This is a genomic window from Gordonia crocea (genome assembly GCF_009932435.1).
In the GTDB taxonomy this organism is placed as follows: domain Bacteria; phylum Actinomycetota; class Actinomycetes; order Mycobacteriales; family Mycobacteriaceae; genus Gordonia; species Gordonia crocea.
Genome location: NZ_BJOU01000001.1, coordinates 1,969,643 through 1,991,546, shown reverse-complemented (window position 1 = coordinate 1,991,546; position 21,904 = coordinate 1,969,643). Strand labels below are relative to the sequence as shown.

19 protein-coding genes, 1 tRNA gene and 1 pseudogene are annotated in these 21,904 nt (G+C 70.9%); 9 read left to right on the top strand and 12 right to left on the bottom strand.

Annotation, left to right across the window (positions count from 1 at the left end):
* Positions 1-89 precede the first annotated feature (89 nt).
* On the top strand, positions 90-746 hold the full coding sequence (locus tag nbrcactino_RS09405) for a DUF3000 domain-containing protein (RefSeq protein WP_228460753.1): 657 nt from the start codon (positions 90-92) through the stop codon (positions 744-746).
* A gap of 15 nt (positions 747-761) precedes the next feature.
* Positions 762-1,997 (top strand): HRDC domain-containing protein, encoded by a 1,236-nt coding sequence (locus nbrcactino_RS09400; RefSeq protein ID WP_161927114.1) that lies wholly within the window; start codon positions 762-764, stop codon positions 1,995-1,997.
* Positions 1,998-2,003: 6 nt separating this feature from the next.
* On the opposite strand, the gene dxs is transcribed toward nbrcactino_RS09400, so the two are convergent.
* From dxs to nbrcactino_RS09385, 3 genes are all read right to left on the bottom strand, one after another.
* Positions 2,004-3,944: a 1-deoxy-D-xylulose-5-phosphate synthase gene (dxs, locus tag nbrcactino_RS09395; RefSeq protein ID WP_161927113.1), complete on the bottom strand. Its 1,941-nt coding sequence runs from the start codon at positions 3,942-3,944 to the stop codon at positions 2,004-2,006.
* A 64-nt stretch (positions 3,945-4,008) separates the two neighbouring features.
* A complete protein-coding gene (locus nbrcactino_RS09390; RefSeq protein ID WP_161927112.1) occupies positions 4,009-5,274 on the bottom strand; it encodes a class I SAM-dependent RNA methyltransferase in 1,266 nt (421 codons plus the stop codon).
* On the bottom strand, positions 5,274-7,268 hold the full coding sequence (locus nbrcactino_RS09385; protein ID WP_161927111.1) for an APC family permease: 1,995 nt from the start codon (positions 7,266-7,268) through the stop codon (positions 5,274-5,276). Before nbrcactino_RS09385 ends, nbrcactino_RS09390 begins: the two co-directional genes overlap by 1 nt.
* Positions 7,269-7,341: 73 nt before the next feature.
* Here nbrcactino_RS09385 and nbrcactino_RS09380 point away from each other — a divergent pair, with 73 nt between their 5' ends.
* Positions 7,342-8,007, top strand: a complete 666-nt coding sequence (locus nbrcactino_RS09380) for a potassium channel family protein (protein WP_161927110.1) — start codon at positions 7,342-7,344, stop codon at positions 8,005-8,007.
* A 16-nt stretch (positions 8,008-8,023) separates the two neighbouring features.
* The gene (locus nbrcactino_RS09375) at positions 8,024-8,683 is read left to right on the top strand and encodes a potassium channel family protein (protein ID WP_161927109.1); all 660 of its coding nucleotides are present in this window, start codon (positions 8,024-8,026) and stop codon (positions 8,681-8,683) included.
* On the opposite strand, the gene nbrcactino_RS09370 is transcribed toward nbrcactino_RS09375, so the two are convergent.
* Positions 8,658-9,305: a DUF3159 domain-containing protein gene (locus nbrcactino_RS09370; protein ID WP_161927686.1), complete on the bottom strand. Its 648-nt coding sequence runs from the start codon at positions 9,303-9,305 to the stop codon at positions 8,658-8,660. The genes nbrcactino_RS09375 and nbrcactino_RS09370 overlap by 26 nt on opposite strands.
* Positions 9,306-9,330: 25 nt before the next feature.
* On the bottom strand, positions 9,331-9,699 hold the full coding sequence (locus nbrcactino_RS09365; RefSeq protein ID WP_161927108.1) for an OB-fold nucleic acid binding domain-containing protein: 369 nt from the start codon (positions 9,697-9,699) through the stop codon (positions 9,331-9,333).
* Between the two features lie 68 nt (positions 9,700-9,767).
* On the opposite strand from nbrcactino_RS09365, the gene nbrcactino_RS09360 reads away from it, so the two are divergent.
* Positions 9,768-10,463, top strand: a complete 696-nt coding sequence (locus nbrcactino_RS09360) for an alpha/beta hydrolase (RefSeq protein WP_228460752.1) — start codon at positions 9,768-9,770, stop codon at positions 10,461-10,463.
* Between the two features lie 4 nt (positions 10,464-10,467).
* On the opposite strand, the gene nbrcactino_RS09355 is transcribed toward nbrcactino_RS09360, so the two are convergent.
* On the bottom strand, positions 10,468-11,226 hold the full coding sequence (locus nbrcactino_RS09355) for a DUF3710 domain-containing protein (protein WP_161927107.1): 759 nt from the start codon (positions 11,224-11,226) through the stop codon (positions 10,468-10,470).
* Positions 11,227-11,240: 14 nt separating this feature from the next.
* On the bottom strand, positions 11,241-11,717 hold the full coding sequence (gene dut / locus nbrcactino_RS09350) for a dUTP diphosphatase (RefSeq protein WP_161927106.1): 477 nt from the start codon (positions 11,715-11,717) through the stop codon (positions 11,241-11,243).
* Between dut and nbrcactino_RS18165 the strand changes: the two are divergent.
* Positions 11,684-12,181, top strand: a pseudogene (locus nbrcactino_RS18165) (DUF3093 domain-containing protein); the annotation flags it as partial. The gene dut and the pseudogene nbrcactino_RS18165 sit on opposite strands and share 34 nt — an antisense overlap.
* A gap of 81 nt (positions 12,182-12,262) precedes the next feature.
* The gene (locus nbrcactino_RS09345) at positions 12,263-13,387 is read left to right on the top strand and encodes a quinone-dependent dihydroorotate dehydrogenase (RefSeq protein ID WP_228460830.1); all 1,125 of its coding nucleotides are present in this window, start codon (positions 12,263-12,265) and stop codon (positions 13,385-13,387) included.
* 237 nt (positions 13,388-13,624) lie between these two features.
* On the opposite strand, the gene nbrcactino_RS09340 is transcribed toward nbrcactino_RS09345, so the two are convergent.
* Both nbrcactino_RS09340 and nbrcactino_RS09335 read right to left on the bottom strand, forming a co-directional pair.
* Positions 13,625-14,167 (bottom strand): YbhB/YbcL family Raf kinase inhibitor-like protein, encoded by a 543-nt coding sequence (locus nbrcactino_RS09340; protein WP_161927104.1) that lies wholly within the window; start codon positions 14,165-14,167, stop codon positions 13,625-13,627.
* A 4-nt stretch (positions 14,168-14,171) separates the two neighbouring features.
* A complete protein-coding gene (locus nbrcactino_RS09335; RefSeq protein ID WP_161927103.1) occupies positions 14,172-15,545 on the bottom strand; it encodes a M20/M25/M40 family metallo-hydrolase in 1,374 nt (457 codons plus the stop codon).
* A 60-nt stretch (positions 15,546-15,605) separates the two neighbouring features.
* On the opposite strand from nbrcactino_RS09335, the gene nbrcactino_RS09330 reads away from it, so the two are divergent.
* Positions 15,606-15,691: transfer RNA gene (locus tag nbrcactino_RS09330), tRNA-Leu, on the top strand.
* An 81-nt stretch (positions 15,692-15,772) separates the two neighbouring features.
* On the top strand, positions 15,773-16,738 hold the full coding sequence (locus tag nbrcactino_RS09325; protein WP_161927684.1) for a nucleoside hydrolase: 966 nt from the start codon (positions 15,773-15,775) through the stop codon (positions 16,736-16,738).
* 1 nt (position 16,739) lies between these two features.
* On the opposite strand, the gene meaB is transcribed toward nbrcactino_RS09325, so the two are convergent.
* From meaB to nbrcactino_RS09310, 3 genes are read right to left on the bottom strand one after another with little or no spacing between them, the layout of a single operon-like run.
* Entirely contained in the window at positions 16,740-17,735 is a 996-nt protein-coding gene (gene meaB / locus nbrcactino_RS09320; protein ID WP_161927102.1) for a methylmalonyl Co-A mutase-associated GTPase MeaB, read from the bottom strand.
* Positions 17,736-17,737: 2 nt separating this feature from the next.
* A complete protein-coding gene (scpA, locus tag nbrcactino_RS09315) occupies positions 17,738-19,972 on the bottom strand; it encodes a methylmalonyl-CoA mutase (protein WP_161927101.1) in 2,235 nt (744 codons plus the stop codon).
* A complete protein-coding gene (locus tag nbrcactino_RS09310; RefSeq protein ID WP_161927100.1) occupies positions 19,969-21,867 on the bottom strand; it encodes a methylmalonyl-CoA mutase family protein in 1,899 nt (632 codons plus the stop codon). Before nbrcactino_RS09310 ends, scpA begins: the two co-directional genes overlap by 4 nt.
* Between the last annotated feature and the right edge of the window lie 37 nt (positions 21,868-21,904).

Sequence of the window (21,904 nt, the reverse complement as noted above, 5' to 3'; positions counted from 1 at the left end):
GTGCCACACCCCCCGACCACAGCTGCCACCGAGCGGTCGATCCGGCGCGCCTCCCACCGGCGGCGCCAGGTCCGTCCTACGTTGAATCAGTGATCGGTTCCCATACCACCGGTGGCGAGAACCCGCCCAACCGCTCGGGCGACCCCGCCGACTTCAGCCTGGCGGTGGAATCGTTGCAGGCCGCGACGGTCCGCTCGGATATCGAGGTCTCCCCCATTCGTCCGCCGCAGCGACTCGCGCCGTACAGCTATGCGCTCGGCGCCGAGGTCGCCGTGCCGGAGACCGACGACATCCCGACCGACTCGTCCGGGTCCGCATTCGGGCGACTCATCGTGCTGTACGACCCGGAGGGACACGAGGCCTGGAACGGCACGATCCGGCTCGTCGCCTATATCCAGGTGGATATGGAAGCCGACTTGGCCACCGACCCGATGCTGCCCGAGGTGGCGTGGAGCTGGTTGACCGACGCGCTCGGCGTTCCCGAGGGGGAGAACTCGTCGTCGGCGCACGAGTCAACCGGGCAGGCACCGGTCCTCACCGCGCTGGGCGGTACCGTCACCTCGACGACCTCCGTCCGCTACGGCGACATCGCCGGCCCGCCGCGCGCCCACCAGTTGGAGCTGCGCGCCTCCTGGACCGCCCTCGAGGTGTCGCTGAACCCCCACCTGGAGGCCTTTTGCGACGTCCTGGCGACGGCTGCCGGCCTTCCCCCCACCGGGATCACCGCACTCAAGCCCACCGACTGACGCCCCGGTACACCCATGTCCACTGATCCCGCTCCGGCCCCCGACGACGCCGAGGAGGCCCCCGAGCCGCTGCTCGCCCCCGCACAGGGCGTTCCCCCGGTCATCGTGGCCCCCGGCGAGTTCGCCGACGCCGCGCGCGAACTGCGCGCCGGCACCGGCCCGATCGCGCTCGACACCGAACGCGCCTCGGGTTTCCGCTACTCCCAACGCGCGTACCTCGTCCAGATCCGCCGTGCGGGCTCGGGCACCTATCTGATCGACCCGATCGACCATCCCGACGGACTCGCCGGGGTCATCGAGGCCCTTGACGGACCCGAGTGGGTGCTGCACGCCGCCGACCAGGACCTGCCGTGTCTGCGCGAACTCGGCTTCACCTGCGCAACGCTCTACGACACCGAGCTCGCCGGTCGGCTGCTCGGCCTGCACCGGGTGAACCTGGCCGCCATGACCGCGCACTTCCTCGGTCGCGGCCTGCGCAAGGGGCACGGCGCCGCCGACTGGTCCAAGCGGCCCCTGCCCGACGACTGGCTCAACTACGCGGCCCTCGACGTCGAGCTGCTGGTCGAGTTGCGCAACGCGATGGACGCGCAGCTGCGCGACGAGGGCAAGGACGGGTGGGCGGCCCAAGAGTTCGCCCACATTCTGACGCGCCCCGCCCCCGAGCCGCGCCCGGACCGGTGGCGGCGCACCTCCAACATCCACAGCCTGCGCACCCGCCGCCAACTCGCGGCGGTCCGCGAGTTGTGGCTGGCCCGCGAAACGCTCGCCCAGGCGCGCGACGTGGCCCCCGGCCGCGTCCTGCCCGATGCGGCCATCATCGATGCGGCGCAGGCCAATCCGACGACCATCGACGAACTGACCCGGCTCAAGGTCTTCGGCGGCCCCCGGCAGCGGCGCCACGCCCACCGCTGGTTGTCCGCCCTCCACCGGGCCCAAGCGCTGTCCGACGACGAGCTGCCGCCGCGCAGCACCCCGTCGACCGGGCTTCCCCCGATCAACCGCTGGGAGCAGCGCAACCCCGAAGCGGCGGCCCGGGCCGCGGTGGTGCGGCCCGCGATTGTCCAGATCGCCGAATCGGTGACGGTCCCGGTGGAGAACCTGCTCGCACCCGAACTCGTGCGGCAGCTGTGCTGGACCGGGGTGGCCGCCACCGCCGACGCCGTCGACGAGGCGTTGGCCGCCGGTGCGGCCCGTCCGTGGCAGCGGGAATTGACCCGCGACGCGATCGCCGCGGCCCTGCGCCAGCTCTAGGAGGGCTCAGCCGGCGTCGCCGGGGGTGCCGACCTCGGCGTCGGCGTCGATCGGCGACTCCATCCGCTGCGACACCGTCTCGGTGATGGTGCGCGACAACTCCTGGGCGGTGAGCCCCAGCGCGGCGAGGATCTCCCCGCGTGAAGCCGGGGCGATGAACTCCTTGGGGATCCCCCGCTGCATGACCGGTACCGCGACCCCCGCCGCGGCCATCGCGTCGAGGATGGCCGAACCGACGCCGCCGTCGAGAAGACCGTCTTCGAGCGTCACCACCAAGCGGTGATCGGCGGCCATGTCGACAATCGAGCCCGGGACCGGCAGCACCCAACGCGGATCGACGACGGTGGTGCCGATACCGTGCTGGGCGAGAATCGCCGCCGTGTCGCACGCGGTGGCCGCAAACGCACCGACGCCGACGATCAGGACGTCGCCGGCCGGACGTGCGGTACCGGTGTTGCCCCGCCGAAGGATGTCGACACCGTCGTCGGTGCGCTCCACCGCGCGAATGTCTTCGGGGACCGTCCCTTTGGCGAAGCGAATCGCAGTCGGGCCGTCGTCGACGGCCAGCGCCTCGTCGAGTTCCTCGCGCAGCCGGACCGCGTCGCGCGGCGCGGCGACCCGCAAACCGGGGACCATCGCCATCAGCGACAGATCCCACATCCCGTGGTGGCTCGGTCCGTCCGGCCCGGTGATACCCGACCGGTCGAGCACCAGGGTGACCGGTTGGCGCAGCAGCGCCACATCCATCAGCAACTGGTCGAAGGCCCGGTTGAGGAAGGTCGAGTAGATCGCGACCACCGGGTGCAAGCCGCCGAGCGCGAGACCCGACGCCGACGCGATGGCGTGTTGTTCGGCGATTCCCACGTCGAAGAACCGTTCGGGGAAACGGCCGCCGAAGGCTGCCAGGCCGGTGGGGCCCGCCATCGCCGCGGTGATGGCCACCACGTCGTCGCGGCGGGCACCGGCTTCCACGAGCGCCGCGGAGAACACCGACGTCCAGTCCGGGGCCGTGACAGAGGCGGCACGCCCGGTGATCGGGTCGATGACGCCGATCCCGTGCATCTGGTCGGCCTCGTCGTTCTCGGCCGGCGCGTATCCGTTGCCCTTGCGGGTCACCGCGTGCACGATGACCGGACCGCCGAAGGCCTTCGCGTGCCGCAGGGCGCCTTCCATGGCCGCGATGTCGTGCCCGTCGACCGGGCCGACATACTTCAAGCCCAGGTCGGCGAACAGGGCCTGCGGTGCCAATAAGTCCTTGATCCCGCTCTTCACGCCGTGCACCACCGCGTAGGCCTGGTCGCCGACGACGGGGAGTTGCTTGAGGACTTTGCGCCCCTTGTCGAGGATGCGCTCGTACTCCGGCTGCAGCCGCAGCCCGGACAGGTGCTGGGCGATCCCGCCGATGGTCGGCGCATAGGACCGGCCGTTGTCGTTGACGACGATCACCAGGGGACGGTTGGCGGCGGCGATGTTGTTCAACGCCTCCCAGCACATGCCGCCGGTGAGGGCGCCGTCGCCGACCACGGCGACGACGGTGCGGTCCTCGCCGCGGATCTCGAATGCCTTGGACAGGCCGTCGGCGTAGGACAGCGCGGCCGACGCGTGGGAGGACTCCACCCAGTCATGCGGGCTCTCGGCGCGTTCCTGGTAGCCGGTCAAGCCGTCGCGTTGGCGCAGCGAGTCGAAACCGGCGGCACGGCCGGTGAGGATCTTGTGGACGTAACACTGGTGGCCGGTGTCGAAAATCACCGGATCCTCGGGCGAGTCGAACACGCGGTGGATGGCCATCGTCAACTCGACGACGCCCAGGTTGGGGCCGAGGTGTCCGCCGGTGGCCGAGACCTTGGCGACGAGGAATCGACGGATCTCACCGGCCAGTTGGGCCATTTCGTCGCTCGTCAGGCCGGACAGATCATCCGGGGAGTGGATCGACTCCAACAGACTCATCGTCGAGTCCTCCTGTCCAAATTCGGTTCGCGGGCTGGGCGAGTGGGTCCAGTCTACGGACGTTTCACGCGCGCACGAGAAGGGCCATCGCCTCGACGTGGTGCGTCAGCGGGAACGCGTCGAATGCCCGCAGCGCCGTCAGCCGGTAGCCCGTGCCGACCAGCCGCCCGATGTCCCGCGCGAACGCGGCGGGGTCGCAGCCGACGTGGACGACGGCCGCCGGCCCGGCCGCGGCCACTGCGTCCATGACGGCGTTGCCCGCCCCGCTGCGCGGCGGGTCCAGGACCACCACATCCGGATCGGGCAAGCCGGCCACCGCCGCGGGGCTGACGGCCGCGCGGTGGCTGCGCACCCGATCCCCGAAGACGGTTTGCGCCGCCGCGAGCGCCGCTGGCGCGGTGTCGACGAGGTGGATCTGCCGGGCGCCACCGTCGGCGGCGGCCCCCGCGAAGACCCCGGCGCCGCCGTACAGGTCCCAGACGACGCCGTCGGGGGCCCACGGCGCCAGCCACCCCGCCGCAGTGTCGGCATACACCCCGGCCGCGCCACGATGGGCCTGCCAAAACGCGTCGACGGGCAGCTCCCACCGGCGGTTGCCGACCCGGTAGGACACGGTGGCCTCCCCCAGTACGGGCCGTGGCGGGCCGGCCGGCGCCGTGCGCTTGGCCCGGCGCCGCTGCGTGGTGACCCGCGCCGGGCCGCGCGTCGGCCGCGGCGGCACCGCACCGGCCGCTTCGGCCAGGTGGATGCGCCCCGCGTCGTCGTGAACCGCCCACACCTCGGCGCCGGGACGCAACGAGGACGGGTCCAGTCCGGCCACGGCGTCGGCCAGCTCCACGGTGAGCGCCGCGCAACGCTGTGCGACGACGGCGCTGCCGTGCACCTGCCGGAAGCCCACCGCCGACCCGTCGTCGGCGACGCCGAGTCGGGCGCGGATCCGCCAGCCGTGGCCCGACTCGCCGCCGGGCAGTGCCTCGACCGCCAGGTCGGCCGGCGGCTCGATCCGGCCGATCCGGTTCAACGCGTCGGTCAGGACCGTCGCCTTGGCCGATCGGATCACGGCGGCGGTGCCGAAAGCCAAATCGCAGCACCCCGCGCCGGCCGCCGCCGACGGACAGGAGACCGGCGTCCGATCCGGCGAGGGCTCCTCGATCTCCACCGCGCGGGCGCGCCAGAAGGCCTCGCGCGAGTCGTCGGTGACCTCGGCGAGCACCGTCTCCCCCGGCAGCGCACCGGACACGAACACGACCCGGCCGTCGACCCGGGCGACCCCGGCACCGCCGTGGGCCAGCGCATCCACCCGGCACCGCAGGCGGGCGCCGGCCGGCATCAGCTGCCGACCCCGCGCCGGGTCTCCCCCGGCGCGACGTAGTGCGGTGCGTCTTTGCGCCGGTCCGACGAGCTGAGCAACCACGGCACCGAGGTCACCATGACCCCGGACTCGAAGAGCAACCGCCCCTTGAGGCGCAGGGCGGACTGGTTGTGCAGGATCTGTTCCCACCAGTGCCCGACCACGTACTCCGGGATGAAGACCGTGATGACGTCGCGGGGGTTGTCCCGCCGCACCCGCCGGACATACTCCAGAACCGGTCGGGTGATCTCCCGGTAGGGCGAGGCGATCACTTTCAGCGGCACCGTGATGTCGCTCGCCTCCCATTCCGCGACGAGTTTGCGCGTGTCGCGGTCGTCGACGTTGACGGTGATCGCCTCGAGGGTGTCCGGCCGCGTCGCCCTCGCGTATCGGACCGCCTGCCGGGTCGCCAGGTGCAGCGACGACACCAACACGATGGAATGCGTCCGCGGCGGCAGCACCTCGTCCTCGTCGACCGCCGCATCCAATTCCGCCTGCACCGTGGCGTAATGGCGGTGGATGAGCCGCATGAGGATGTACAGGGCGGTCATCGCCAGGATCGCGATCCAGGCCCCGGCGAGGAACTTGGTGATCAGTACGACGACCAGAACGGTCGCGGTCATCACCAGGCCGATGGCGTTGACCACCCGCGACCGCAGCATCCGGGCGCGCGACGCCGGATCGGATTCGATCCGCAGCAACCGGGTCCAGTGCCGCACCATCCCGGCCTGGCTCAAGGTGAAGGAGACGAACACGCCGACGATGTAGAGCTGGATCAGCGTGGTGACCTCGGCGCGGAAGATGACGATGAACACGATCGCGGCCATCGCGAGGAAGACGATGCCGTTGGAGAACGCGAGCCGGTCGCCCCGGGTGTACAACTGCCGGGGCAGGTACCGGTCCTGGGCCAGTACCGAGCCGAGCACGGGGAAGCCGTTGAAGGCGGTGTTGGCGGCCAGCAGCAGGATGAGCGCCGTGGCGACCGCCACCACGTAGAACGCCGGGGTGAACCCGCCGAAGACCGCGTGCGCCAGCTGCACGATCATCGACCGTTGGCGATACCCTTCGGGCGCCCCGGTCAGTTCGGTGGCCGGATTGGCCACGTACTTCACCCCGGCCTCGCGGGCGAGCAGCACCAGTCCGATGAGCAGGGTGATCGCCAGCCCGCCGAGCATGAGCAGCGTGGTGGCGGCGTTGCGCGACTTCGGCTTGCGGAACGCCGGGACGCCGTTGCTGATGGCCTCGACCCCGGTCAGCGCGGCACAGCCGGAGGAGAAGGCGCGAGCCAGGAGGAAGACCATCGCGAATCCGGTCCAATGCCCCGGTTCCGCGCGCAACCCGAAGTCGGCGGTCTCGGCGTGCACCCCGTCGCCGAACAGCACCTCGGCGAACCCCCAGGCCAGCATGACCACGATGCTGAACACGAAGAGGTAGGTCGGCACCGCCAGCAGTGCACCGGACTCGCGCAGCCCGCGCAGATTCACCGCCGCGATCAGGACGACCGCGGCGACGGCGAACCAGACCCGGTGGTGGTGGACCACGTCGATCGCCGAGCCGATGTTCTCCACCGCCGACGCGACCGACACGGCCACGGTGAGGACGTAGTCGACCAGCAGGGCACTGCCGACGACCAGCCCGGCGCGCGGCCCGAGGTTGACCGTGGCGACCTCGTAGTCGCCGCCGCCGGACGGATAGGCGTGCACGTTCTGGCGATAGCTGGCCACGACGACGGCGAGCACGACCGCCACGGCAACCGCCACCCACGGCGTGAACGCGTAGGCACTCAGCCCGGCCACCGACAGCACCAGGAAGATCTCCTGCGGTGCGTAGGCCACCGAGGACAGTGCGTCAGAGGCGAAGACCGGCAAGGCGATCCGCTTGCGCAGCAGCGTCTGACCCAACCGATCGCTGCGGAACGGGCGGCCGACGAGCAGTCGCTTCAGGACGACCGGCACCTGGGACACGGTGGACACCAGGCCACATTAGGCCCAACCGCGCCGCGGTGCTAACCGGTCGGTGCCACGCCGAGCGTGTACGTTCATCAACGTGCGGATAGTCATCATGGGCTGCGGCCGCGTCGGAGCGTCGTTGGCCGAGGCGATGGAGCGGCGCGGACACCACGTGTCGGTCATCGATCGGGACCCGGCGGCCTTCGCGCGACTTGCCCCCGAATTCGCCGGAACCACGACGATCGGGATGGGATTCGACCGCGACGTGCTGGTCCGCGCGGGAATCGAGACCGCCGACGCCTTCGCCGCCGTCTCCTCGGGCGACAACTCGAACATCGTGGCCGCCCGGGTCGCCCGCGAGACGTTCGGCGTCGAGCGCGTCGTCGCCCGCATCTACGATGCCGGACGCGCGCAGGTGTACGCTCGGCTCGGCATCCCCACCGTCGCGACCGTTCCGTGGACCACCGAACGCTTCGTCGCCGAACTCGACGACGACGTCGACGCGGTCGCGTGGCGCGACCCGACCGGCAGCGTCGACCTCATCCAGCTCGAGATCGACGAGTCGTGGATCGGGACGTCGGTCGCCAAGTTCGGCGAGGAGACCGGCTGCCACGTCGTCTTCCTCAACCGCGTCGGCCGCGCCATCCTGCCCGAGCCGCGCACCGCGATCCAAGACGAGGACATCGTTTACGTGGCGGTGCGGTCCAACGACCGCGAAACAATCCGAGAACTCGCCGCCGCACCCCGGCCGGTACACGACTGAGCCGTAGGAGGACCACGTGAAAGTCGCGATCGCCGGTGCCGGCGCCGTCGGGCGCTCCATCGCCCGGGAACTCCTCGCCAACCGCCACGAGGTGACTTTGTTCGAGCGGGAGTCGCGCAAGGTCGACCCCGAGGCTGTCCCCGGCGCGGAGTGGGTGACCGGCGATGCGTGCGAGCTGGCCATCCTCGAACGCGCCGGGCTGCAGGACTACGACGTGATGGTCGCCGCGACCGGTGACGACAAGGCCAACCTCGTCGTCGCGCTGCTCGCCAAGACCGAGTTCGCCGTGAACCGCGTCGTCGCCCGGGTCAACGATCCCCGCAACGAGTGGCTGTTCGACGAGGACTGGGGTGTGGACACCGCGGTGTCCACACCGCGGATGTTGGCCTCACTCGTCGAGGAGGCAGTCAGCGTCGGCGACCTGGTGCGGTTGATGACCTTCCGTCAGGGACAGGCCAACCTCGTCGAGATGACGCTGCCCGACAACACGCCGTTGGCGGGGCGGCCGGTGCGCAAACTCGCACTCCCCCGCGATGTCGCGCTGGTGGCCATTTTGCGCGGCAACCGGGTGATCGCGCCGCAGAGCGACGATTCGGTGGAGGGCGGCGACGAACTCGTCTTTGTCGCGCCCGAAGAGGTCGAACCCGATCTCAAGGACGCGATGCACCTGGGTTGAGCCCGTCGTCGACGCGGGTCTCCCCGTCCGTCGCCGGCCGCTCGGCCTTCTCGGCTTGCTCTTCGGCCCGACCGGCCCGGCGGACCAACAGCACCGTCGCGCCGACGGCGGCGATCGTCAGCGGCCACCCCATCGCGATCCGCGCGGTGGCGAGAAAACCGGTCTGACCGCTGTCGTAGAAGTGGTGCTGCACGGCGTAGCGGGCGATGAAGACCGCGGCCCACACCGCGGTGGCCAAGTCGTAGGCGAGCAGGGTCGCCCGGTGGGCGCGCCACTGCATCCCGGCGCCGTTGACGAGGTTCCACACGACCCCGACCAGCGGCCAGCGCACAACGATCGACACGACGAGGAGCGCCGAGTACGCCAGCATCGTCCAGATCCCGAACAGGAAGTAGCCCTTGGCGTCGCCGGTCCGATGGGCGATGAAGGCGCAGATCGCCACGCCGATGAAGCCCGACACCGCCGGGGTGACGTCTTCGCGGCGGATCAAGCGGAAGACCAGGATTGCCGCGGCGACCGCGACCGCCGCGGCAATGGCCCCGCGCAGGCCGAACCACGCGTTTGCCGGCACGAAGACCAAGATCGGCAGCGTCGAATAGATCAGGCCGGAGACCCCGCCCATCTGCTCGAGCAGTGTGCGATCGGGTTCAGTCACCGGCGAGGTCGTAGTACGGGTTGAAAATCACCTTGGTGCCGTCGTGCTCGCCGACGCGGCCGGTGACCCACAGCTTGCGGCCCGGTTCGATCCCGGGGATCCGGTTGCGACCCAACCACTTGAGGGTGACGGTGTCGGTGCCGTCGAAGAACTCCGCGACCACGCCGGCCTTGGCCGACTTCGAACAGGTCTGGACCGAGCGGAGTTCGCCGAAAATCCGGACCTCCTCGCCGCGGGAGCACTCGGACGCGCACTGCGCCCCTTGGGCTCGCGACTCGTCGGCGATCTCCGCCGCATCCGAGACCTCGAGATCCTCCACGAGCCTGCGCGTCATCCGGCGCAGATAGCCCGCTGTGGCCATCACACCCTCCTGGGCGAGAGAATTCTTACGTTGCGCTACCCAGCGTAGACCGCTCGGAAGGAAACCTCATGCCCAGTCCTCTGGTCGCCATGCCCGGCACCGGATCCGACGCCGATTACGTGCTCCGGGCGTTCGGCCCGGCGGCCGCCGCAACAGGCCGCCAACTGCTGGCACTCGACCCCGGCGACGACCTCGTCGCCGGTTATGAGCGTGCGCTCGACGCGGCGGCCGACGAATACGGTCCGATCGTGGCGGGCGGCGTGTCCATCGGCGCGAGTATCGCGACGCGGTGGGCCGCGCGGGTGGGACCGCGGCGCTGTGCCGGCGTGTGGGCGGCACTGCCGCCGTGGACCGGGTCGCCGACGGGCAGCCCCGCGGCCGCCTCGGCCGTGGCAACCGCCGACGCGCTGGAGCGTGACGGGTTGCCGCGCACGGTGGCAGCCATGGCGGCGGGCAGCCCGGCCTGGTTGGCCGACGAACTCACCCGGTCGTGGACGGCGCTCTACCCCGGGCTCATCGGACAGTTGCGCAGTGCGGCCGCGCTCGTCGGCCCCGGCCCGGCCGAGCTGGGCGCGCTGGCGGTGCCACTCGTCGTCGTGGTCGGTGACGGTGACCCCATCCATCCCGCGGCAGTCGGCGAGGCGTGGGCGTCGTCGGCTCCCCGGTCGGCACTGCGCCGCACCGAACTGGCGGTGTGGGGGAACTCACCGGCCGTGCTGGGCGACCTGGCCGCCCAGGCGTGGGCCGAACTCGGCGGCAGTTGACCGGTCAGCTGCCGCCGCGCTGGCGCCGCAGCCGTTGCATCGCGGTACCGCGCGAGATGCGGTCGGTGGTTCGCTCCGCCGATGGTTCGGGTTGCTCGGCCACCAGCGGATCGGCGGTCGGTGCGGGCGCCGCGGATTCGTCGAAACCCGCCGGCAGGTCGTCGAGTGTCAGCTGACCGTCGTCGACCATCTGCTGCTGGGCCATCCGCACCTGCTGCGCCAGGACGTCGGGCAGGATCAGCGGCAACGGTTCGCGCGGCGGAAAGGGGTTGTTGCCCCGTCGGACCACCGATTCGGCGAGCACCGCCCGGGCCAGCGGTGCCAACTGCGCGGCGAATTCCGGTGGGCCGCTGGCGACGCACCGGACCATCCATCGAGGTCCGTCGACGCCGAGGAACAGGTGGCTTTCGTCGCCGGCGACGTCGGCGACGATCTCACGGCCCCAGTGCCCGTCCTGCAACCGCACCACCGCTCCTTCGGCGCGGACCGAGTCGGCCAGCTCGCGGACCACCTCGCGCCATTGGCCGGGGCTCTTCGGTGCGGCATAGGCGGCCACGGTGATTCGTCCGAACGGGGTCAACAGGTAGACCGACTCCGGTTCATGGTCCACCGACATCTCGACGCTCACCTGACCGCCCTCGACGACCGGGACGAGCACCGACCCGAGGTCGAGGTGCGAGTTCGCCAGTTCCTCGGCCGTCGTCGCCAAGTCGGCAATGTCGTAGGGCCCGGCGGCCTCCCCGACTCGCGCCTGTCCTGCCATTGTCCCAACCTCCGTTACAGCGCCGCGTGGCCGCCGCTCGACCCATAGCCGCCGGCGCCGCGACTGGTGTCGTCGAGCTCGTCGACCTCCTCGAGCGACGGCAGCTCGACCCGCTGAACCAGCAGCTGGGCGATCCGGTCGCCGCGCTTGATGAGTATCGGTTCCTCCGGGTCGAGATTAATCAAGCAAACCTTGATCTCCCCGCGATATCCGGCATCGATGGTGCCCGGCGTGTTGACGATGGACAGACCGGCCCGCGCCGCCAGTCCCGACCGCGGGTGGATCAGGCCGACCGTGCCGTGCGGCAGGGCGATCGCGACACCGGTGCCGACGAGTTGACGGCGCCCGGGGCGCAGTTGGGCGTCGGTGGTCGAGTAGAGGTCGACGCCGGCGTCGCCGGGGTGCGCCCGGGCGGGTAGCGGCAAGTCCTTGTCGAGCCGGACGATGCGCAGGGCCAATGGGTTCTCGGATGACGGAATTCGGTCGGTCACACCCGCAGACTACGCTGAGCCACGTGAGTGACGACGCCCGGACGGATCGGTACAACGAGCGCCTGTGGGTGCCCATCTGGTGGTGGGTGGCCGCTGCGGTGCTCACCCTGGTGCTCGGCTACGAGATCCGGCTGGGCGTCCATCGCGCCAGCTGGGCATGGGTGGCCTATCCCATCATCGGGGTCCTGCTGGCCGCGGTCCTGGTCTCGGTGGGCCGCCGTCGGGTGCGGGTCACCGCGGACGGAGAACTGCACGCCGGCGGCGCGCGGCTGCCGCGCGACGTCGTGAGTCGGGGCGCGGTTGTGCCGCCGAGCGCGAAGAGCGCCGCCATGGGCCGCCAGCTCGACCCGGCCGCCTTCCTGGTGCACCACAGCTGGGCGCATTCGATGGTTCTGCTGGTCCTCGACGACCCCGACGACCCCACCCCCTACTGGCTGGTCTCCACGCGCCACCCCGAGAAGGTGCTCGCGGCCATGGGCATCGCCGACGCCCGGCTCGCCGGCACCCCGGAGTCCCCGGTCGCGGTGGAGCCGGACCGGCCTCGCATCGCCACTGCCCTGAACGCGGTGTTCTACGCCCCCCTGCTGTGGCTGATGTTCCGCCTTCCCGCCGAAACCGTCCACGGGCTCGTCTCCCGCGTCATCCGCGTCGTCGGTGCCGTGCCGGGATTGGGGCGTCTGGTGGGTGGCGTGCTCGTCGCCGACGACCCGATCCTGCGCCAGGACGTCCTGGGCACGACGTTCCCGGCCCCGATGGGGCTGGCCGCCGGCTTCGACAAGAGCGCCGCGGCGGCCCGATCCTGGGGTCCGCTCGGATTCGGCTATGCCGAGGTCGGGACGATTACCGGACAGGCGCAGCCCGGCAATCCGAAGCCCCGACTGTTCCGCCTGCCCGCCGACCACGCGCTCATCAACCGGATGGGCTTCAACAACCCCGGCGCCCAGGCCGCCGCGAAGCGACTGGGGCGCGCCCGGCGGCGATCCCGCGCCTATCCGGTGCCGATCGGCGCGAACATCGGCAAGACCAAAGTGGTCGAATTGTCGGTGGCGGCGGGTGACTACACCCACAGCGCGCAACTGCTCGGCCCGCTGGCCGATTTCGTCGTCGTCAATGTGAGCTCGCCCAACACCCCGGGGCTGCGCGATCTGCAGAGCGTCGAAGCCCTGCGACCGATTCTCACCGCGGTCCGCGGCGCCACCGACCGGCCGGTGCTGGTGAAGATTGCGCCGGACCTCGCCGACGAGGATGTCGACATCGTCGCCGACCTGGCCGTCGAAGCCGGGCTGGCCGGGATCGTCGCCACCAACACGACGATCGCGCGCGACGGACTGCGGTCGTCGGGGGCCGACGTCTCCCGCGCCGGGGACGGCGGCCTCTCCGGTCCGCCCGTCGCCGCCCGCTCCCTCGAGGTGCTGCGCCGGCTCTACGCCCGGGTCGGCGACCGCCTCGTGCTGGTCAGCGCCGGTGGGATCGAGGACGCCGACGACGCGTGGGAGCGGATCTGCGCCGGCGCGACGCTGCTGCAGGGCTACACCGGGTTCATCTACGGCGGGCCGCTCTACGCCAACCGGATCCACGCCGGGTTGGCCGCACGGGTCCGCGGCTCCGGTTTTGCGTCACTCGGCGAGGCGGTCGGCTCGGCGCACCGGACGAACGCGGCCTCCGACTAGCGCCGACTGGGCCCTCATTTCCGCCGACTGGGCCCGACTTCTCATCGACTGGGCCCCACTTTTCATCGACTGGGCCCTCCTTTTCATCGACTGGGCCCTCGTCGGCCACAGCTGCGAGCGGCGCCTTTGCGGGCTGACGAGATCGAGGGCCCACTCGACACGATTCAGGGCCCACTCGACACGATTCAGGGCCCACTCGACAGGATTCAGGGCCCAGTCGGCGAATCGGGGCGACCGTCAGGCGGTCTCCTCGTAGGTACCGGTGAGCACCGCGCGGCCGATCGCGTGGAAGAACAAATTGAAGCCGAGGTAAGCCGGCGTGGCACCGTCGGGCAACTCCAGCGATTCGACGTCGACGGCGTGCACGACGACGAAGTAGCGGTGCGGTCCATGACCGGCCGGCGGCGCCGCCCCGACGAACCGCTTGCTGGAGGCGTCATTGGCCAGCGTCACCGCGCCGGCGGGCAGCGAGCCCGGCTCACCGTCGCCCGCGCCGGAGTCGAGGGAGGTCACCGAAGCCGGGATGTCCGCGACGGCCCAGTGCCAGAACCCCGACCCCGTCGGCGCATCGGGGTCGTAGACGGTCACCGCGAAGCTGCGCGTCTCCGCCGGGAATCCCGACCAGGACAGTTGCGGAGAAACGTCGTCGCCGCCGGCCCCCATGATCCCGCTCACCTGCGCCTTGGCCAGGGGTGCGCCGTTGGTGATATCGGTCGAGGTGAGCTCGAATCCGGGCAACTGCGGCAGCGCGGCATACGGGTCGTAGGAGTGGTCTGGCATGGAATCACCTCTCGTTCGGGCTGGCATCGGAGTCCGGTGCCGGCGCACTGTGCAACAGGAAATGCTCGAAAACCTTGGTACCGAACAACACTGAGTCCACCGGTACGCGTTCGTCAACCCCGTGGAAAAGGGCGGCGAAGTCCAACTCCGGTGGCAGCTGCAGCGGCGCGAACCCGAAGCAGCGGATGCCCAGCTTGGCGAAGGCCTTCGCATCGGTGCCGCCGGAGAGCATGTAGGGCACGGTCCGCCCCTGGGGGTCGTGGGCCAGGATGGCCGCGTTCATGGCGTCGACGAGATGCCCGTCGAAGGTGGTCTCGTACGGGTCGAGATGGGTGATCCACTCCCGCTCGACATTCGGCCCCAGCAGCTCGTCGATCTCGGCCTCGAAGGCGGCCTGCCGTCCCGGCAGGACACGGCAGTCGATGACGGCCTCGGCGGTCTGCGGGATCACGTTGGCCTTGTAGCCGGCGCTCAGCATGGTCGGATTGGCCGTGTCGCGCAGGGTGGCGCCGATGATCCGGGCCAGTCCGCCGAGTTTGAAGAGAGCCGTCTCCAGGTCGGGGGTGTCGGCACCCAACGACAGGCCGGTCTCCTCCTCGGCGACGCCGAGGAACTCCGCGACCGCGTCGGTCAGCACCAGCGGGAACGTGTGCGCACCGATGCGGGCCACCGCCGCGGCTACCTCGGTCACCGCGTTGTCCTCGTGCAGGAACGAGCCGTGACCGGCCTTGCCGGTGGCACGCAGCCGCATCCAGGACAGCCCCTTCTCCGCTGTCTCCACCAGGTAGAGGCGTCGCTGCTCCCCGTCGGGACGGTCGACGGTGAGCGAGAACCCGCCGACCTCGCCGACCGCCTCGGTGATGCCGGCGAACAGGTCCGGCCGGTTTTCGACGAGCCACTGGGAGCCCCAGGTGCCGCCGGCCTCCTCGTCGGCGAGGAAGGCGAAGACGAGGTCGCGCGGCGGCACCGTCCCCTCCCTCGCGAACTGGCGGGCCAACGCCAGAGCCATCCCGGCCATGTCCTTCATGTCGACGGCCCCGCGCCCCCAGATGTAGCCGTCGGCGACCGAACCTGAGAACGGGTGGACCGACCAGTCCGCCGCCTCGGCCGGGACGACGTCAAGGTGGCTGTGCACCAACAGGGCGCCCGCACTGCTCGCCGGGTCCCCGGGCAGCCGCGCGAAGACGTTGCCGCGCCCCGGTCGGCCGGACTCGACGTAGGTGGTCTCATAGCCCGCCTCGGCCAGGCGATCGGCCACCCATTTGGCGCAATCCTCCTCGCCCTTGGTGGTCTCCGGTTCACCGGTGTTGGAGGTGTCGAAGCGGATCAGTTCGGCGATCAGATCGACGACTTCGTCGAGGGCGCGTGGTGTGCTCACCCCTCCATTATGGGGATTTGGGTATTGGCGCCATCCTCGGTTAGGGTTATCCGGCACTGAGTCCGAGTGGCGGAATGGCAGACGCGCTAGCTTGAGGTGCTAGTGCCCTATTAACGGGCGTGGGGGTTCAAGTCCCCCCTCGGACACAACGGTTTCGGGCCGCGACCCCCAACGGGGGCCGTGGCCCGATTCGTTTCCGCGGGTGGGCGCGGTAGGGTCCATCCGTGCTGCCGACGCCACTGTTCCTCGACTGCGATACCGGCATCGACGACTCGCTCGCGCTGCTCTACCTGCTCACCCGACCCGACGTCGAGATCACCGGGATCGCGAGCACGGCGGGCAACGTCGCGACCGACACGGTGGTGGAAAACAACCTGGCCTGGTTGGAACTCTGCGGCCGCACCGACATCCCGGTGCATCCGGGCTCCCCGGTCCCTCTCGTCACGCCGCTGCGCACCGCCGAGGACACCCACGGCCCCCACGGCACCGGCTATGCCCGGTTGGCCACCGCCGTCACCGCGCCCTCCCCCGTCGACGCGGCGCACGCCTGGTGTCGGGCGGCGTCGACCCACGCCGACAGGCTCGTCGGCCTGGCGATCGGCCCGCTGACCAATCTGGCGCTGGCGCTGCGACTCGACCCCGACCTGCCGACCAGACTGGACCGGCTGGTGATCATGGGCGGGGCCTTCGGGGTTCCCGGGAACACCACCCCGGTCGCCGAGTGGAACATGGTCGTCGACCCGGAGGCCGCCGCGGAGGTGTTCGCCGCTTTCGACCGGCCCGATGCGCCCGACCCACTGGTATGCGGCCTCGATGTCACCGAGCAAATGTCCTTCACCCCGGCACACGCGCAGAGGTTGGCTGACGCCGCACCGGGTACCCGGGTGGCCGGGTACCTGACCGACGCCTTGCGCTTCTATTTCGAGTTCCACGACGCCCAGGGCGAGGGCTACCAGGCATTCGTCCACGACCCGTTGGCCGCGATGGTGGCGCTGGACCCCGACCGGGCCTCGACGACACCCGCCCACCTCGCCGTGGAGTTGGAGGGGGCACTCACCCGGGCGATGACGGTGGCCGATCGGCGCGGCATGCTCGGAGCGCCCAACGTCCGGCTGGTGACCGGCGCCGACGTCGACGCCATGCTCGACGAGTTGGTCGACGCGCTCGCGCGGCTCGGCGTCGCGATCGGCTGAGTCAGGCCCGGTCGAAGGCCGCCAGGATCTCGGCGGCGCCCAGCGCCGGGGTGAGCTCGCCCGCGCCGATCCGTTGCTCGACGGCGGCGCGGACCTCCCTCACCCCGGTGTCGGCGCCGAGGCGGGCCAACAGTTCGTCGTGCACCATCGTCCACATCCAGTCGACCTGCTGGCGACTGCGGTGCGCCTCGAAACGGCCGTCGTCGATCATCGCCTGCCGGTGCCGCCCCACGGCCGCCCAGAACTCGTCCACCCCGGTGTTCTCCAGGGCGCTCATGGTCAACACCGGCGGCGTCCAGAACGCGTCGTGCGGGTAGATGAGGCTCAATGCGCCCCGCAACTCGCGCGCCGCGGCCCGCGCCTCGTTGACGTGCTTCCCGTCGGCCTTGTTCACGACGACGACGTCGGCGAGTTCGAGCACCCCCTTCTTGATCCCCTGCAGGGAGTCGCCGGTGCGCGCCAGCGTGAGGAAGGTGAACGTGTCGACCATGTTGGCCACGGTCACCTCGGACTGGCCCACGCCCACCGTCTCCACCAGCACCACGTCGTAGCCCGCCGCCTCGACGAGCACGATCGTCTCGCGGGTGGCCTTGGCGACGCCGCCGAGGGTGCCCGCGGTGGGTGAGGGTCGGATGTAGGCGTCAGGGTGGGCGGCGAGGCGGCCCATCCGGGTCTTGTCGCCGAGGATCGAACCGCCGGTGCGCGTCGACGACGGGTCGACGGCGAGCACGGCCACCCGGTGGCCCTGGTCGATCAGGTGCATGCCGAGGGTTTCGATCGTCGTCGACTTGCCCACGCCCGGCACACCGGTGATCCCCACCCGGAACGACTTGCCGGCGTGGGGGGTCAGCGCCAGCAGCATCTCCTGCGCCCGCGCCCGGTGCTCGGGATGGGTGGATTCGACGAGGGTGATCGCACGGGCCAGGTCCGCGCGCCGCCCGGCGAGCACGCCGTCGCCGAGCCGCGCCGGATCGGTGCGGTCCGAAACTCCCGACACCCCTATCCCGCGCCCGACAGTTCCAGACCGAGGTTGTCGGCCAGCTTGGTGATGAGTTCGACGGCCGAATCCGCGATGACGGTGCCCGGCGGGAAGATCGCCGCCGCTCCCGCCTGGTACAGCTCGTCGAAGTCGCCGGGCGGGATGACACCGCCGACGACGATCATGATGTCGGACCGCCCCACCTCGGCGAGGGCGTCGCGCAGCGCCGGCACCAGGGTGAGGTGCCCGGCGGCCAGCGACGACACGCCGACGACGTGGACGTCGTTGTCGGCGGCCTGGGCGGCCACCTCCTCCGGCGTCGAGAACAGCGGGCCCACGTCGACATCGAAGCCGAGGTCGGCGAACGCGGTCGCGATCACCTTCTGGCCGCGGTCGTGCCCGTCCTGGCCCATCTTGGCGACCAGGACGCGGGGCCGACGACCCTCGGCCGCGGCGAACTGTTCCACGAGCGCCGTCGCGGCGTCGATGTTGCCCGATTGGCCCGCCTCGTGCCGATACACACCGCTGATCGTACGGATCTCGGCCTGGTGGCGTCCGAAGACCTTCTCCATCGCATCGGAGATCTCGCCCCCCGTGGCACCGTGGCGCGCCGCGTCGATGGCCAAGGCCATCAGGTTGGTGTCCATCGAACCGCCGGGCTGGCCGGAGGCGCGGGTGAGCGCAGCCAGGGCCGCCTCGACCTCGCCCGAATCGCGTTCGGCGCGCAGCTTCTCGAGTTTGGCGAGCTGCTCGGCGCGCACCTTGGAGTTCTCGACCTTGAGGACTTCGATCTCCTCGTCGTCGTCGACGCGGTACTTGTTCACGCCGATCACCGGCTGGTGGCCGGAGTCGATGCGCGCCTGGGTCCGCGCCGCGGACTCTTCGATGCGCAACTTGGGCAGCCCCTCGTTGATCGCCTTCGCCATGCCGCCGGCCTCCTCGACCTCGGCGATGTGGGCGCGGGCGCGGGCGGCCAACTGCGCGGTGAGCCATTCGACGTAATTCGAACCGGCCCACGGATCGATCGGCCGCGTGGTGCCCGACTCCTGCTGCAGCAGCAGCTGGGTGTTGCGGGCGATGCGGGCAGAGAAATCGGTCGGCAGGGCCAATGCCTCATCGAGCGCGTTGGTGTGCAGCGACTGGGTGTGGCCCTGCGTGGCGGCCATGGCCTCCACCGCGGTGCGGGCGACGTTGTTGTAGACGTCCTGGGCCGTCAGCGACCAGCCCGACGTCTGGGAGTGGGTGCGCAGCGACAGAGACTTGGCGCTGCGGGGGTTGAACTGGGCGACCAGTTCACTCCACAGCAGTCGGGCGGCGCGCAGTTTGGCGACCTCCATGAAGAAGTTCATCCCGATGCCCCAGAAGAACGACAGGCGCGGGGCGAACTTGTCGATGTCGAGCCCGGCGTCGAGCCCGGCCCGGATGTACTCCACGCCGTCGGCCAGGGTGTAGGCCAGCTCCAAGTCGGCCGTCGCACCCGCCTCTTGGATGTGGTAGCCGGAAATCGAGATGGAGTTGAACTTCGGCATCTTGGCGCTGGTGTAGCCGAAGATGTCGGAGATGATCCGCATCGACGGCGCCGGCGGATAGATGTAGGTGTTGCGGACCATGAACTCTTTGAGGATGTCGTTCTGGATGGTCCCGGCCAGCTTCTCCGGCGGCACCCCCTGCTCCTCGGCCGCGACGACGTAGAGCGCGAGGATCGGGAGCACGGCTCCGTTCATCGTCATCGACACCGACACGTTGCCCAGGTCGATGCCGTCGAACAGCTGGCGCATGTCGAGGATGGAGTCGATCGCCACACCGGCCATGCCGACGTCGCCGGCCACCCGCGGGTGGTCGGAGTCGTAGCCGCGGTGGGTGGCGAGGTCGAACGCCACCGACAACCCCTTCTGTCCCGACGCGAGGTTGCGGCGGTAGAAGGCGTTGGACTCCGCCGCCGTCGAGAAGCCCGCGTACTGGCGGATCGTCCACGGCTGGTTGACATACATCGTCGGGTACGGGCCGCGGATGAACGGCGCGGCGCCGGGGACGGTGTCGAGGGGATAGTCCGGGGCCACCGCGTCGCGGTCGGCGCGGGTGTAGATCGGCTTGACGTCGATCTGTTCCGGCGTCTGCCAGACCACCTGTTCGGTGGTGTAGCCGTGGGTCTTCGCCGCGGCTTCGATGCGTTCGGTCGCGTGTGCGACGGTCACCGGCGGCTCCGGTGAATCGGAGCGCAGGGGCACCCCGGCGAAGGGCGGTACGGCGGTCATGCGTGGGCTCCCGTGGTCGGGGCTGACCCGGCGATCAGGTCCAGCAGGTCGGTCAGGACGGCGACGGCGTCGAGGCCGGCGCGCAAGGATCCGTCCGGCGCCGCGTCGGCCGCCGGCCACTCCTTGTCGGGGCCGGCCAGCAGCACCCGCTCGATTCCGGCGGCACGGGCCGCGGCGAGCACGGCCGGCCCCTCGTCGGCGTAGCGCGCCTTGGTGCCGCACAGCACCGCCACCGTCGGCGAATGCTCCGCGACGAGTCCGGCCACCTGTTCGGCCGTCGTCGGTCCCGGGTTGACCGCGGCGATGCCGCCGGCGGCCAGCAGGTTGGCGATGAAGGTGGTCCGCCCGTTGTGCTCGGCGATCGGCCCGAGCGGGATCAGCAGCGCACTGGGCCGCTCGCCGGCCGCCGCTGCCGCGTCGGCGCGGTCGCGCAGCGCCTCGAAGTGCCGGGCGACGCGGGCGAGGTTCGGCGCCGCCGTCGGCAGGTCGGTATCGGTGGCCGACCCGGCCGTCAGGGCCGGCTCGCCGAGATTGGGGAACTCGCTGACCCCGGTGACCGGGGTCTTCCGGGTCGCGACGTCGGCGTCTCGCTGCTCGAGCGACTCGGCCACCCGCCGCGCGATGGAACCGTCGGCGAGTGCGGCGCCGTAGCCGCCGGCCTCCTCGATCTCGGTGAACACCGCCCAGGCGGCCTCGGCGAGATCGTCGGTGAGCGACTCGATGAACCAGGACCCGCCGCCGGGATCCAACACCCGCCCGACGTTGGACTCCTCGAGGAGCAACAGCTGGGTGTTGCGGGCGATGCGCCGGGTGAAGGCGGGTTTGGCGGTGCGCTCATCGGTCGGAATCGCCGCGTCGAAGGCGTGCACGGTGACCTGGTCGGCGCCGCCGACTCCCGCGCCGAAGGCAGCGACGGTGCTGCGCAGCATGTTCACCCACGGGTCGCGCTGGGAGAACATCGCCAAGTCGGTGACCGCGTGGGTCACCGCCGCCCCCGCATCGGGCACACCGAGGACTTCGGCCACCCGGGCCCACATCAGCCGCAACGCCCGCAGTTTCGCGATCGCACCGAACTGGTCGTCGGTGACGCTGACCCCAAAGGTCAGCTGGCGCAGCGCCTGCGCCGGGGACAGTCCCGCCGCGACGAGCTCGCGCACGTGCGCGACGCCGGCCGCGACGATGAGCCCGAGTTCGGTGACCGGGTCGGCACCGCCGCCGGCGAAATCCAACCCGTCGACGCGCAGGGTGCGCACCTTGTCGGCGTGGGCGCCGCCGGCGATCTCGACGGCCAGCGCCGTCGCCTCGGCGGCGTCGACACTCGGACGCCCGGAGAACGCCGCGGTGAGCGGTGATAGACCGACCGACGCGACGGTGGCCGCGGTGGGCGCCACCTCCTGCGGCGGGGCGGGCGCATCGTCGAGTAGGCGCAGCAGGGCTCGTCCGGCGGTGATCCCGTCGGCCCCCGCATCCAGCGTCAGCGGCAACAGGTCGAGATAGACACCGGCCAGCGCGGTGGTCAGGTCGTCCGTCCCGAGACCGGCCCCCACCCGCAGCCACAGCCCGCTCGTGCCGTTTTGGCAGGCGTCGAGGATCTGCTCGTTCAGGGCCGCCGCAGCGGTGTCGTCGTCGCCGAACCGCTCGGTGACCCGCCACCCCATCACGGCGTCGCGGACCCGGTCGGCGCCGCGGACGAAGGGGAATTCGCCGGGCAGCCCGGGTTCGGCCGTTTCGTCGAGTCGGGTGTAGAGCGGGCGGACCGTCAGCCCGCCGGGAATCGGTGTGGAGAGCAGTTCGGTCGGACTCGCCGGGAGGTCGGCCACTTCCACGCGCCGGGACTTGGCCAAGACCGCCGCCGCGGATTCCGACCACTCCTCATAGGTCTCCGAGAGAGACATCACACCGCCTTCCATCGTGTAGCACTGACCATAGACG